The following is a 13560-nucleotide window of genomic DNA, read 5'->3' on the forward strand; positions in this document are numbered from 1 at the left end:
CGTCTTCCGGCCCGGGGTGCGCGTCCTTGACAGCTGACCTTGGCGGTCCCATGCTGCGTTCGGCCGCGATGTCTGGTTGCGCAGGGTTGATCGCTTCCGGCGCCGCCGCGCTCACCTGGGTGGCGGTGTTGCCGGTGCGGTTTCGTATCCGCGAGCGCGTGTGGCCGATGGCCGAGCCGCTCGACGTGCTCGGCTGCCCTCCCGGTGCCGACCCGAGGAGCGTGTGATGGCGAGTCTGCTCGGCCGGCCGGCTCGGGCGGCCAGGGAACGGATGTCCTCGCTGGTGGCCGCGCCCGCGCCGGGCCGGGTGGACGATATGCTGCGGGCGTTGAGCCGGCGGTGGCCGGTTCGGGAACTGTGTGCCGCGCCGCCGGGCAGTGGTCTGCGGCCGGTGCTGGGCGACTACGGCCCTCCCCTGGTCGGGCACGTCCTGCACTCCAGCCGGTTCGGCACGGACTTCGCCCGGGAGCGGCACGACCGGATCGGGCCGGTGTCGTGGATCGGCGCGTTCGGCACGCGCATCGTCAACGTGTCCGGGCCGGAGGCCACCCAGGTGGTCTTCATCAACCGGGACAAGGCGTTCTCCCAGGAGGGCTGGGCGTTCCTGATCGACCGGTTCTTCCACCGGGGGCTGATGCTGCTGGACTTCGACGAGCACCACACCCACCGGCTGATCATGCAGCAGGCCTTCACCCGGGACCGGCTCGCCGGCTACGTCCGGCAGTTCGGCCCCACGGTGCGCTCGGCCGTGCCCACCTGGCGGGTGGACGGGCCGGTGCGGCTGTACTGGGCGCTCAAGGGTCTCACCCTGGACGTGGCCACCAAGGTGTTCATGGCCCTGGACCGTGCCCCGGAGGCGGACCGGATCAACCGGGCCTTCGTGGCGACCGTGCGGGCGGCCACCGCGCTGGTCCGCCACCCGTTACCGGGCACCCGCTGGCGTGCTGGGGTGCGGGGCCGCCGGCTGCTTGAGTCGTACTTCGCCGGCGGCCTGGCCGGCAGGCAGGCCGGGCACGGGGATGACCTGTTCACCGCGCTGTGCCACGCCAGTACCCCGGAGGGCGAGCGGTTCACCGGTCGGGACGTGGTCAACCACATGATCTTTTTGATGATGGCCGCGCACGACACCTCGACCATCGCCAGCACCGCCGCCGCCTACTACCTGGCCAGGTACCCGGAGTGGCAGGAACGCGCCCGGGAGGAGTCCCTCGCGCTGGGCGAGGACGTGCCGGACATCGCCGCGCTGGACCGGCTGCGCACGCTGGACCTGGTGATCAGGGAGTCGCTGCGGCTGGTGGCGCCGGTTCCTTCGGTGATGCGCAAGACGGTGAAGGCGACCGACGTGCTCGGGTACTACCTTCCGGCGGGCACGCTGGTCGCCGCGCAGCCCTCGGTCAACCATTTCGATCCCGGCTGCTGGACCCGGCCGGACGCGTTCGACCCGGAGCGGTTCGCCGACCATCGCCGGGAGGACCGCAACCACCGCTACGCCTGGGTGCCGTTCGGCGGTGGCGCGCACAAATGCATCGGCATGCACTTCGGCGTGCTGGAGGTCAAGGCGATCCTGCACGAGATGCTGCGGTGTTACCGGTGGAGCGTGGCGGAGCGTTACCGCGTGCGGTGGGACCACACGTCGCTGCCGGTGCCGGTGGACGGGCTGCCGGTGCGGTTGGTGCCGCGCTGAGCGGTGCCGGGTCGCGGGGAGACGGCGCGACCACCGGAACTCGTTGCCGCTGTGCATGTTCACTGAATGGCCACCGACGACCGGAGGGTGCCCGGCGCCTGGGGGCCGCCGCACCGTAGGGCTACCGGCCGGGGCCGCAGGGCCACGGCCGTACCCTGCGATGGAGGTACCCCATGCGGACACAACGAGCCGCGTTAGCGGCTGTCGTTCTGGGCGTCACCGGTCTCCTCACCTTCCCCGCCACGGCCACGGCCTCGGCACCCACCCGTTCCTTCGCCCCGCAGCACGTCGCCGCCGGCAACCACCCGCACCGCCTCGGGTTCAACCAGGACGGCGGGAACTGGTCCGGGTACGTGGCCACCGGCAGCGGGTTCTCCTCGGTCAGCGCCACGTGGACCGAGCCGGCGGTGACCTGCAACTCCACCGACGACCTGTTCGCCCCGTGGGTCGGCATCGACGGCTACGGCAGTTCCACGGTCGAGCAGACCGGCGTGGCCACCGACTGCTCCAGCGGGCGTCCGGTGTACCAGGCGTGGTACGAGATGTACCCGGCCAGCCCGGTGTACTACAGCAACCCGGTTAGCGCGGGTGACGTGATCCACGCGTCGGTGACCCGCAGCGGCAGCACCTACACCCTCACCCTCAGCGACACCTCCAAGGGTTGGACCCGCACGGTCAACAGGTCGATGCGGGCCGCCAACGTGTCCGCGGAAGTGATCATGGAGTCGCCGACGGCCGCGTACCCGAACTTCGGGAAGGTGACGTTCACGGGCGCCACGGTCAACGGCAGTCCGCTCGGCAACTACGGCCCGGTGGCGCTGGACGCCAGCAACAGTTCCGGGTTCGAGGACCACACCGGTCCGCTCTCCGGTGGTGGTTTCTCCATCACCTACCTCCAGGAATGAGCTGATCCCCGCTCGGTGCGGTGTGACGTCGCCGGTGATCTCCCGCGGCGTCGCACCGCACCGTCGGTGCGGTGCGGTATCAAGATCGGCATGCGCGTGTTGGAGGCCCAGGAGGCGTTCTTCCTCGCCCGCCGTCCCCGCAAGGACTCGCCGCACACCACCGCCGCGTACCGGCGCGACCTGCACGGCATCAACCGGCTGCTGGCCGAGGACGCCGGTGTGGAACCGGAGGCGTTGGTGGTCGACCGGCTGACCGCGGGTGCGTTGCGGTCGGCGTTCGGCCGGTTCGCCGACACCCACGCGAAGAGTTCGGTGCTGCGCGCCTGGTCGACGTGGAACCAGTTCCTCACCTTCTGCGTGTCCGAGGCGCTGTTGCCGGGCAACCCGATGGCCGCGGTGGCGCGGCCGAAGACCCCGCCGCTGTCGCCGAAGCCGCTGCGCGGCGAGGACACCCCGGAGCGGTTGCTGTCCGCGGTGGCCGCCGGGGCGCGGCGAGCCCGCGATCCGTGGCCGGAGCGGGACCTGCTGGTCGTGGCGCTGGGCCTGGTGGTGGGCCTGCGGTCGGCGGAGATGCGGGCGCTGCGGGTCGGGTCGATCGTGGGCCGGCCGGGTGAGCGTCGGGTGCACGTGCGGGGCAAGGGCAGCCGGGAGCGGTCGGTGCCGATCGAGACCGCGATGGAGCGGGTGGTCGACGACTACCTGGCCTCCTGCCGGCGGCGGTTTCCGCTGTTGCGGCTGTCTGACGACGCTGCCCTGCTGCTGGACCGGCGCGGCCGGCCGATCGGCCGGGGCGGCCTGGAGTACCTGATGCGCTGCTGCTACCGGTGGGCCGGGCTGCACGACCGGGTGCCGGCCGGGGCGAACCTGCACGCGTTGCGGCACACCTTCGCCACCCGGTTGGCCGAGGACGGCGCGAGCGCCTCGGAGATCATGGCGCTGCTCGGCCACGCCAGCCTGGCCACCACGCAGAACTACATTCAAGTCACGGCGCGTGAGCAGCGGGCGGCGGTGGCCAGCAACCGCACCTACCGCGCGTTCCCCGACCGCTCCCCGGCCGGGTAGCGACCGGGCGGGTCACGGGTTGTGCCGTGCCCGTTTTGCGGGTACTCAGGGTGACATGAGGTCCGTATGGCGGGGCGCGATTTCGTTCGGCCTGGTCACGATCGGCGTCCGCCTGTACAGCGCCACCGAGGAGCACGACTTCCGGTTCCACCAGGTACACCGGAAGGACAGCGGCCGGGTGCGCTACAAGCGGGTGTGCGAGGTGTGCGGCCAGGAGGTGCCCTACGAGGACATCGTCAAGGGCTACGAGCTCGACGACGGGCGGATGGTCGTGCTCGACGCCGAGGACTTCCAGAAGCTGCCGGTGGCCACCGACCACGCGATCCAGGTGCTGGAGTTCGTGCCGATCGAGGATGTCGACCCGATCTACTACCAGCGCAGCTACTACCTGGAGCCGGAGAAGAACGCTGCCCGGCCGTACGCGCTGCTGCGGGAGGCGTTGCAGGACACCGGGCAGCTCGCGGTGGTGAAGATCGCCATCCGGCAGCGGGAGTCGCTGGCGCTGCTGCGCGCCCGGGAGGACCTGCTGGTGCTGCACACCATGCTGTGGCCGGACGAGATCCGCCAGCCGGACTTCGAGTTTCTCACCCAGGACGTGGAGGTGCGCCCGCAGGAGCTGAAGATGGCCACCTCCCTGGTGGACAGCATGGCGGCGTCGTTCAAGCCGGACGAGTTCAGCGACGACTACCAGGAGGCCATGGCTCAGCTGATCGAGGCGAAGGCGGAGGGCGCGGAGGTGCCGGAGCGGCCTGAGGAGAAGGGGCCCGGTGAGGTCGTGGACCTGATGACCGCGCTGGAACGCAGCGTCGAGCAGGCCCGCGCCAGCCGGGGCGGCACGTCCACCTCGCGGCGTTCCGCCGGCGGCCGCGGCTCGTCCCGGTCCAAGGGCAAGACCGCGGAACAGGAAGGCGCCGACGGCAAGCGGCGCAAGACACGCGGCCGCTCGCGCAGCGCCTGACCTCCTGACCAGCTGGCCGGAAACCCATGCCGGACCTGGGCGAGTACCGCCGTCGCCGGGATCGGCGGCGCACCCCGGAACCGGTGCCCGAGGGGCCGCCCCCGCCGGTGGGCGACGACGACCGGTTCGTGGTGCACGAGCACCACGCCCGCCGGCTGCACTGGGACGTGCGGTTGGAGCGCGGCGGCGTGCTCGTGTCGTGGGCGGTGCCCAAGGGGTTGCCCACCCAGCCGGGCATGGTGCGGCTGGCCGTGCACACCGAGGACCACCCGCTGGAGTACGCCACCTTCGAGGGGGAGATCCCGCGCGGCGAGTACGGCGCCGGGTTGATGCGGATCTGGGACGCCGGCCGCTACGAGACCAAGCTGTGGACTGACGACAAGGTGGAGATCACCCTGCACGGCCAGCGGGTGCAGGGCCGGTACGTGTTCCTGCGCCGGCAGGAGAACTGGCTGGTGCGCCGGCTCGACCCGGCGCCCCGCCCGGACTGGCAGCCGATGCCGGAGGAGTTGGCGCCGATGCTGGCCACCGCTGGCACGCTGCCCCCGGTGGCCGAGGACGAGCAGTGGGGGTACGAGTTCAAGTGGGACGGGGTGCGCACCCTGCTGTGGTCCTCCGGCGGGCGGATCCGGCTGGCCAGCCGCACCGGGGCGGACGTCACCGCGAGCTACCCGGAGCTGCGCGGGGTGGGCGAGCAGTTGGGCGGCACGGAGGCGTTGCTAGACGGCGAGATCGTCGCGCTGGCCGGTGGCCGGCCCAGTTTCACCGCGTTGCAGCGCCGGATGCACGTGGCGGACGCCGCGCAGGCGCGCCGGCTGTCCGCCCGCACCCCGGTCACCTACCTGGCGTTCGACCTGCTGCACCTGGACGGCCGGTCCCTGCTGCGGTTGCCCTACCGGCAGCGGCGGCGGCTGCTGGAGGAATTGGAGCTGCGCGGCCGGTACTGGCAGACGCCGCGGCACTACGCCGGCGGCGGCGCGGAGGTGCTCGCGGCCAGCCGGGAGCAGGGTTTGGAGGGCGTGGTGGCCAAGCGGCTGGACTCGACCTACCAGCCGGGCCGCCGCTCCCGGGACTGGCTCAAGGTGGCCCAGGTGACCACCCAGGAGGTGGTGATCGGCGGGTGGCGGCCGGGCACCGGCCGGCGGGAGGGTGTGCTGGGCTCGCTGCTGCTGGGCGTGCCGGGCGGTGACGGTGGGCTGCGGTACGTGGGGTCGGTGGGAACCGGGTTCTCCGACACCGACCTGGAGGTGCTGACCCGCCAGCTGTCCGGGCTGGCCCGGCGCACCTCCCCGTTCGCCACCCCGGTGCCCGCGGACCGCGCCCGGGGTGCCCGCTGGGTGCGGCCGGCGCTGGTCGGCGAGGTGGTGTTCCGCGAGTGGACCGGGGACGGGCGGCTGCGCATGCCGTCCTGGCGCGGGTTGCGGGTGGACAAGCGTCCCGAGGATGTGGCTGGCGATGGCGGATGACGTGCTGGTGGACGTGGACGGGCACCGGTTGAAACTGTCCAATCTGGACAAGGTGCTCTACCCGGAGACCGGGTTCACCAAGGGCGAGGTGATCGACTACTACGTGCGGGTCTCCCCCGTGCTGCTGCCGCACCTGGCCGGCCGGCCGGTCACGCTGCGCCGGTTCCCGGACGGCGTGGAGGGCGAGTCGTTCTACGAGAAGAACGTGCCCCGGCACGCCCCGAACTGGGTGCGCACCGCACGGTTGCCCACGCCGGGCAGCCGGAGGAACGCGGCCTACGCGGATTTCGTGGTGGTGGACGGCCGCGCGTCGCTGGTGTGGCTGGCCAACCTGGCCGCGCTGGAGCTGCACGTGCCGCAGTGGACGGTGCGGCCGCGCGGCGGGCAGGGCGTGCCGGACCTGCTGGTGTTCGACCTCGACCCGGGCGAGCCGGCGACGGTGGTGGACTGTTGCCGGGTGGCCGAGCGGATCCGCGAGGTGCTCGCCGAGGACGGTCTGCCGGCGTGGGTCAAGACCAGCGGGTCCAAGGGGCTGCAGGTGTACGTGCCGGTGCGGGTGTCCGCGCCGGGGCGCACCTCGGAGTACGCCAGGGCGGTGGCGGAGCGGTTGGCCGGCGAGACGCCGGAGCGGGTGGTGGCGACCATGACCAAGGCCCGCCGCACCGGGAAGGTGCTGATCGACTGGAGCCAGAACAACCCGGCGAAGACCACGGTGGCGCCGTACTCGCTGCGGGCGCGGCCGCGGCCGACGGTGTCCACGCCGCTGCGCTGGTCGGAGGTCCAACGCTGCCGGCACCCGCAGGATCTGCTGTTCACCGCCGACAACGTGCTGGCGCGGGTGGACACCGACGGTGACCTGATGGCCGGGCTGCGCGAGGAGCGCCACCGGCTGCCGGTGCGGCGACGGGCCGGTGCCCGCTGAGACTCTGTACCCGTTCTGCGAACGCGCGCCGCGATCGCGTCGCCGGGGCGCGACGAGGACATGGCACTCTGGTTGTGCGTGATAGGCGCCCCGCCCTCGCGATCGCGGGGGCTCCGCCTGGCGCGTTCCCATATTCGTCATCGCAAGCCGGCCCAGTTCCCGGAACAGGCTGTCAGATCGACCAGTTGCCGCCCCACCCGGTGGGGTCCTGCAGCAGCGCGTACCGCCCGCCCAGCGGGTCGGTCACCGTGGCGACCAGCCCCGCAGGCAGCTCGGCCGGTCCGAACGCGACGGTGCCGCCGAGTTCGGTGGCCAGCTTGGCCGCGGCGGCGACGTCGGCGACGGCGAAGTAGCAGATCCACGCCGCGCCCGCGGGGTCGGCCTCGCGCATCCGGCCGGCGACCGGCCGGTGCACGTCCTCCCCGGTGGGGTCGGCGCCGAACAGCGCGAACCGCTGCTCCCCGGGCACCTCCGGGTGGTGCACCCGCCAGCCGAGCTGGCCGGTCCAGTACTGGTCGTGGTCGTCGCTGCCGGTGCTCAGCTCGACCCAGCAGGGTTCGCCGTGCCGGGGGCGGGGCGCCCACGGGCCGTGCTGGGGGCGCCCGGTGTCGACGGACGCGGTGACGCCGTCCGGACCGGTGAGCGTGCGGGACTCCGAGCCGCCGAACACGACGTGCCACCCGGTGGGTTGGTCGCCGGCGGGGCGGAGCACGGTGGCTAGCCGGTCACCGACCCAGCCGCCGACGCTGCCGTCTCCGGAGAACAGCAGGCTCCAGCCGAGCAGGTCCTCGTAGTGTTCGGCGGCCGCGGTGGGGTTGGTGGTGCGCAGTTCGATCCGGCGTACCCCGCGCACGGCGGCGTTGTCGGGCTCCTCGGTCTGGGACACGGGACGGGCTTCTCCTCGCGCAGGGCTGGCGGGTCAGGAGTGTGCCCCATCCTCTGCGCGAGCCAGGCCAGTGGACAATGCTCCGTTCGGCCGTATCAGTACCTCCGCCAGGGGGCGGGGGCGGCCGAGGTGGAAGCCCTGGGCGACGCGGACCCCCAGCCGGGCCAGGGCGTCGACCTGGGTGGGGCGTTCCACCCATTCGGCCACGGCGGACAGGCCGAGCCCGCGGGTGATGTCCACGATGCCGGCGATGAGCACGGCGTCCCTGCTCGAGTAGTCGATGCTGCGGACGAACTCACCGTCGATCTTCAGACCGGTGATCGGCAGGTGTTTGAGGTGGACGAACGAGCCGAACCCGGAGCCGAAGTCGTCCAGGGTGATCCGGCAGCCGTTGGCGCGCAGCCGGTTGGCGAGGCTGCGGGCGGCGTCGAGGTTGGTGACCGCCGCGGTTTCGGTGATCTCGAACCCGAGCCGGCCGGGGGCGACACCGGCGGCGGCGAGCCGGTCCTGCACGAAGTCGCCGAAGTCCTCGTCCTCCAGGGTGCGTCCGGAGACGTTGACGTTGAACCGCAGCCGGGGGTCGGGGTGGGCGACCAGCGCGTCGATGGCCTGGCCGAGCACCCAGCGGTCGATGTCCAGCACGAGGTCGCCGCGTTCGGCGGCGGGCAGGAACTCGGCCGGGCCGAGCGCGGGTTCGCGGCCGTCCTCCAGGCGCAGCAGCAGTTCGTGGCCGACGGTGCGGCCGCTGCCGAGGCGGACCATGGGCATGGCGTAGAGGGCGAGCCCGCCGTGTTCGATGGCCATGCGCAGCCGGTCCAGCACCGAGACCCGCTTGGCGGTGTCGGCGTAGTGGCCGGGGTCGTAGACGGTGACCCGGTTGCGGCCGGCGGCCTTGGACGCGTACAGCGCGAGGTCGGCGTTGGCGAGCACCGACTGCCAGGTGTCGCCGGCGCCGAACTCGGCGACCCCGGTGCTGACCGTGATCCGGGTGGATGCCCCGGCGGTGACCAGCGGCAGGGTGGCGACGGCGTTGCGCAGCCGGTCGGCGACCTCGGTGGCGCTCTTCTGGTCGCAGCGGGGCAGCACCACGGCGAACTCGTCGCCGCCGAGCCGGCCGATGACCTGGCCCTCGTCGAGCCGTTCCCGCAGCACGCCGGCAACGGTGCGCATGACCCGGTCGCCGACGGCGTGCCCGCGCAGGTCGTTGACGTCCTTGAAGTTGTCCAGGTCGAGCAGCAGCAGGGACCCGGAGGAGGCGGTGGCGAGTTGGCGTTCCAGTTCGCGGGTGAGCGCGCGGCGGTTGTGCAGCCCGGTGAGCGGGTCCTCCTCGGCCATCCGCCGCAGTTCCTGGTGCATGCGGCTGGCCTGGGTGATGTCGTGGGCGGTGCCGTGCACGCGGACGACCTTGCCGTCCCCGTCCATGATCACTTCGCCGAAGCACTCGAACACCCGCTCCCCGGACCGGTCGGCGCGCATGATCCGGTGCGTATAGGTGAACGGCTCACCGGTGGTCATCGACCGGTTCAGGGTGTTCTCGATCATCGGCACGTCGTCCGGGTGGACCAGGCCGATGTAGGTGGCGTAGTCGAGTTCGGTGCCCAGCGGGAAGCCGACCATCTCCAGCAGCGCGTCCGACCACACCACGCGGTCCTCGGTGACGTGCCACTCCCAGTTGCCCATCCGGCTGAGCACCTGGGCGCGGCGCAGCCCCTGGGCCTCGTGGGTAGCCTCCAGTTCCCGGTCGCGCCACTCGGTGACGTCGACCACCTGGTAGACGAGTTGGTCGGGGCGTAGTTCCTCGCAGCTGACCTCCAGCCAGCGGTGGCCGTGCTGGTCGCCGGAGGGGGTGAGCAGCGTCTGGCCGCTGCGCGGCCGGTCCGGCACGCCCGGCAGCAGCGCCAGCAGGGACCGCCCGACAACCTGGTTCACCGGCACGCCGAGCAACTCCGCCAGCGCCGGGTTGGCCCAGCACAGCGTGCCGTGCGGGTCGGTCACCCCGTAGCCGACGCTGGCGCGCTGCAGTATCTGGCGGTCCGCCGGGTCGCCGTCTGTCACCGCGTCCTCCCTCGCCACCGCCGCCATGGTGGTCCGATCGCGATCCGTGGGCAACCCTTCACCCTCAGCGCAATCGTTCGAGCCCCCTGGCGGCCTCCGCGATCCCCACCGCGAGACGCCGGAGCTCGCCGGCTTCCGCCCCGTCGTTGACGGCGGTGACCACGTCCTCGGCCGCGCACCGCAACTGGAACAACCGGTCCTGCAGGTCCGCGATCTCGGCCGTGGACAGCAGGACGGCGTCGTCCGGCAGCCCTCCGCGCTGTACCGCCGCGCGCCGCTCGTAGGCGCGTTGCCGGCACGGCTGCCCACAATAGCGGCGTGGCCGGCCGACCTTGCCGCCGTCCGGCAGTCTGGCCCCGCACCACGCGCAGTGCCGGGGTTCCTGGCGGCGCGGGGCATGTGGCGCCGGTTGGGTCCCCACCTCCATGGCCGCCGACCGTATCCGGCTACCGCCCGGTCACCTGCTCGCCACGCCGCCGGGGCAGACTCGACGGTTCGGGCGCCGCGACCGGCGTGGGCGCCCGCGGCGACAACGTCACGTCTGGAGGCTGGCCGCGATGATCGTCGACCACCCGTACCTGAGCGGACCCCATCCCCGTGCGTTCGCGCACCGCGGGTGGCACGTCGGTGAACTGGCCGGCATGGAGAACTCGCTGGCGGCGTTCCGCCGCGCCGTGGCCGAGGGCTACCGGTACCTGGAGACCGACGTGCATGCCACGGCGGACGGCGTGGTGGTGGTGCACCACGACGCGGTGCTGGACCGCACCACCGACGGGCGGGGCGCGGTGGCCGCGCTGCCGTGGTCGCAGGTGCGGCGGGCGCGGGTGGCCGGCCGGGAACCAGTGTGCCGGTTGGAGGACCTGCTGGAGGAACTGCCGGAGGCGTTACTCAACGTGGACGTCAAGGCGGACTCGGCGGTCGGCCCGGTACTGGAGGTGCTGCGCCGGACGAACTCCTGGGACCGGGTGTGCCTGGCGTCGTTCTCCGACCGGCGGTTGGCGCGGCTGCGGCGGCTGGCCGGGGCACGGTTGATCACGTCGATGGGTCCCCGGTCGGTGGGCGCGCTGTGGGCGGTGGGCCGGTTCCCGCTGCTGCCGTTCGGCGCCGCGGTGCGCGGGGTGATGGCCCAGGTGCCGGTGCGGCAGGGCCGGTTGACGGTGGTGGACCATCGGCTGGTGCGGGTGGCCCGGCGGCGCGGTTTCGAGGTGCACGTGTGGACGGTGGACGAGGAGCCGGACATGCGGGCGTTGCTGGAACTCGGGGTCGACGGCCTGGTCACCGACCGGCCGGACGTGTTGCGGGAGGTGCTGCGGTCGCGGGGTGCGTGGCCGGAGGTGAACTGACCCCGCCGCCGCCCGCTTCCGTGGCGGTACGGCGACGACCCGGTATCGGTCCGACCCGGGACGCCGCCGTCGGCCGCCCGGCCCAGTACAGTCCGCGTGCCTGGTCGTGGACGACGGTGATGCGGCCGGGTGTGCCGAGGGAGGGCGGTCGGTCGTGATGGCTGGGGTGTCGGTGGAGTCGGCGCCGGGTCCGGCGCTGCGCCGGCAGCGGTTCGGTTGGTACACCTACGGTTGGGCGAGCCACACCTTCGAGGCCACGGTGATCACCGTGTTCATGAGCCGCTACCTGCCGGCGGTGGCGGAGAACGCGGTGGGCCGCAGCGGCACGCTGAACGTGCTGGGGATTCCGGTGGCGGCCGGTTCGCTGTTCGCCTACACGGTGTCGGTGTGCAGCGTGCTGCTGTTCGTGGTGCTGCCGGTGGTGGGCGCGGTGGCCGACCGGACCGGGCGCAAGCGGGGCATGCTGCTGGGTTTCGGCTACACCGGCGCGGCCGCGTGCACGGCGATGGTGCTGGTCGGGCCGACCGACTGGCAGTTGGGGACGGCGCTGTTCGCGGTCGCGTTCCTCGCCTACAGCAGCGCCAAGGTGGTGTACAACTCGCTGCTGCCGGACCTGGCCGGCCCGGACGAGCGGGACCGGGTGTCCTCGGTGGGATGGGCGGCCGGCTATGTGGGCGGCGGCATCCTGCTGGCGGTCAACTTCGTCTGGTCGTTCTTCATCCACGACTCGGCGTGGCTGGCGCGGCTGTCGCTGGGCAGCGCTGGGGTGTGGTGGGCGGTGTTCGCGCTGGTGCCGCTGCGGGTGTTGCGGCACCTGCCGCGGGCGGCGACGGAGCGGGCCGCGGTGCGCGGTTCGGTGCTCACCTCCGGGTTCCGGGAACTGGGGGACACGCTGCGGCACCTGCGGGCGTTCCCGTTGACGCTGCTGTTCCTGGTGGCCTACCTGGTGTACTACGACGGCATCTCCACGGTGACCACGCTGTCCGCCGACTACGGCCAGCAGGAACTGCGGTTGTCCGACTCGACGCTGCTGTCGGCGATCCTCATCGTGCAGTTCACCGCGTTCGGTGGGGCGTTGCTGCTGGGCCGGCTGGCCGGCCGGTGGGGGGCGAAGCGGGTGGTGGCCGCCAGCCTGGTGCTGTGGGTCGGTGTGGTGGTGGCCGCGTACTTCCTGCAGGTCGGCAGCGTGGTGCAGTTCTACGCGCTGGCGCTGGTGCTGTCGATCGTGCTCGGCGGTACGCAGGCGCTGTCCCGGTCGCTGTTCTCGAGCATGATCCCGAGGGGCAAGGAGGCCGAGTACTTCAGCCTGTACGAGATCTCCAGTTCGGGCACGAGCGCGCTGGGCCCGCTGCTGTTCGGCCTGACGCTGCAGAACACCGGCAGCTACCGGGCGGCGATCGTGTCGCTGGTGGTGTTCTTCGTGGTCGGGCTGGCGTTGCTGCTGGTGGTGAACGTGGGTCGGGCGATCCGCGCGGCCGGCAACGTTCCGCCGGCGAACCTGGACCCGGCGGGCCGCGGCGTCGGTGGCTAGCCGGCGGGTGCGGCCGCCACGTAGCGTACCGGGCCACCCCCACGGGGGTGCACACGCTCGGTAACCGCTCGGCGTCGTGTGCTGCCCTGGTGTGACCAACACCTCGCCGCCGGGGGCCGTCTTTCGGACACATCGCATTGGCCCGACCGGCGACACGTCCGGTAGGTTCACCCATTCGGATGCTGGTCGTCCCCGGCCGGAGGATAACGCGTCACGAAGGCCGTCCGATTGCATCCTTATGAACGGAAGCCTTCGTTGACACGTGAAGAAGGTCACCGACGGCGACCAGACCCCCAAACCCGGGAACGATTGGCCTAGTTCCATCGTTGCACTCGGTAAGCACTACCCTGGGGCCCTTGCCCTGAGCCGAGCGAAAGGACACCGCCATGGCCGACCGCGTTTTGCGTGGTAGCCGGCTCGGAGCGATCAGCTACGAGACTGACCGCAACCATGACCTCGCACCGCGCCGGCAGGTGCGATACGCCTGCCCCAAGGGGCACGACTTCGAGGTTCCGTTCTCCGACGACGCCGAGGTCCCCTCGGTCTGGGAGTGTCGCCTGCACGGCGCGACATCGAAGATGATCGACGGGAGCGAGCCCGAGCCGAAAAAGGCCAAGCCACCACGGACGCACTGGGACATGCTGCTCGAACGCCGCTCCATCCCCGAGCTAGAGGAACTGCTCAACGAGCGGCTGGAGGAGCTGCGCGGCCGCCGCTCCCGCTCGGCCTGATACCCTCGCTGACATGA

Annotated in this window: 13 protein-coding genes; 10 read left to right on the top strand and 3 right to left on the bottom strand. The window is 72.2% G+C overall.

Features of this window, described 5'->3' with window-relative positions:
* The first annotated feature begins 68 nt into the window (after positions 1–68).
* The 7 genes from FFT21_RS28700 to ligD (FFT21_RS00890) all read left to right on the top strand — a co-directional run bounded on the left by FFT21_RS28700 (position 69) and on the right by ligD (FFT21_RS00890) (position 6997).
* Positions 69–227: a hypothetical protein gene (locus FFT21_RS28700; protein ID WP_153816523.1), complete on the top strand. Its 159-nt coding sequence runs from the start codon at positions 69–71 to the stop codon at positions 225–227.
* A complete protein-coding gene (locus tag FFT21_RS00865) occupies positions 227–1684 on the top strand; it encodes a cytochrome P450 (protein WP_137811760.1) in 1458 nt (485 codons plus the stop codon). Before FFT21_RS28700 ends, FFT21_RS00865 begins: the two co-directional genes overlap by 1 nt.
* Before the next feature lie 173 nt (positions 1685–1857).
* A complete protein-coding gene (locus FFT21_RS00870) occupies positions 1858–2589 on the top strand; it encodes a G1 family glutamic endopeptidase (RefSeq protein WP_137811761.1) in 732 nt (243 codons plus the stop codon).
* A 90-nt stretch (positions 2590–2679) separates the two neighbouring features.
* A complete protein-coding gene (locus tag FFT21_RS00875) occupies positions 2680–3651 on the top strand; it encodes a tyrosine-type recombinase/integrase (protein ID WP_137811762.1) in 972 nt (323 codons plus the stop codon).
* 55 nt (positions 3652–3706) lie between these two features.
* Positions 3707–4609, top strand: coding sequence for a non-homologous end joining protein Ku (ku, locus tag FFT21_RS00880; protein WP_137811763.1), 903 nt, complete (start codon positions 3707–3709; stop codon positions 4607–4609).
* 26 nt (positions 4610–4635) lie between these two features.
* Positions 4636–6075, top strand: a complete 1440-nt coding sequence (gene ligD, locus FFT21_RS00885; protein ID WP_137811764.1) for a non-homologous end-joining DNA ligase — start codon at positions 4636–4638, stop codon at positions 6073–6075.
* A complete protein-coding gene (ligD, locus tag FFT21_RS00890; RefSeq protein WP_137811765.1) occupies positions 6065–6997 on the top strand; it encodes a non-homologous end-joining DNA ligase in 933 nt (310 codons plus the stop codon). Before ligD (FFT21_RS00885) ends, ligD (FFT21_RS00890) begins: the two co-directional genes overlap by 11 nt.
* A gap of 172 nt (positions 6998–7169) precedes the next feature.
* On the opposite strand, the gene FFT21_RS00895 is transcribed toward ligD (FFT21_RS00890), so the two are convergent.
* Genes FFT21_RS00895 through FFT21_RS00905 form a run of 3 tightly spaced genes read right to left on the bottom strand, consistent with a single transcriptional unit; the run spans position 7170 to position 10365 of the window.
* Positions 7170–7883, bottom strand: a complete 714-nt coding sequence (locus FFT21_RS00895) for a VOC family protein (protein WP_137811766.1) — start codon at positions 7881–7883, stop codon at positions 7170–7172.
* A 33-nt stretch (positions 7884–7916) separates the two neighbouring features.
* A complete protein-coding gene (locus FFT21_RS00900) occupies positions 7917–9965 on the bottom strand; it encodes a putative bifunctional diguanylate cyclase/phosphodiesterase (RefSeq protein WP_137811962.1) in 2049 nt (682 codons plus the stop codon).
* A gap of 37 nt (positions 9966–10002) precedes the next feature.
* On the bottom strand, positions 10003–10365 hold the full coding sequence (locus FFT21_RS00905; protein ID WP_137811767.1) for a hypothetical protein: 363 nt from the start codon (positions 10363–10365) through the stop codon (positions 10003–10005).
* Positions 10366–10495: 130 nt separating this feature from the next.
* Between FFT21_RS00905 and FFT21_RS00910 the strand changes: the two genes are divergently transcribed.
* The 3 genes from FFT21_RS00910 to FFT21_RS00920 all read left to right on the top strand — a co-directional run bounded on the left by FFT21_RS00910 (position 10496) and on the right by FFT21_RS00920 (position 13543).
* A complete protein-coding gene (locus tag FFT21_RS00910; protein WP_137811768.1) occupies positions 10496–11281 on the top strand; it encodes a glycerophosphodiester phosphodiesterase family protein in 786 nt (261 codons plus the stop codon).
* Between the two features lie 157 nt (positions 11282–11438).
* Positions 11439–12812, top strand: coding sequence for an MFS transporter (locus tag FFT21_RS00915; RefSeq protein ID WP_137811769.1), 1374 nt, complete (start codon positions 11439–11441; stop codon positions 12810–12812).
* A gap of 386 nt (positions 12813–13198) precedes the next feature.
* Complete coding sequence (locus tag FFT21_RS00920; RefSeq protein WP_137811770.1) at positions 13199–13543, top strand: RNA polymerase-binding protein RbpA; 345 nt, start codon at positions 13199–13201, stop codon at positions 13541–13543.
* The last annotated feature ends 17 nt before the right edge of the window (positions 13544–13560 follow it).

It is taken from the genome of Gandjariella thermophila (assembly GCF_005405885.1).
GTDB classification, from domain to species: domain Bacteria; phylum Actinomycetota; class Actinomycetes; order Mycobacteriales; family Pseudonocardiaceae; genus Gandjariella; species Gandjariella thermophila.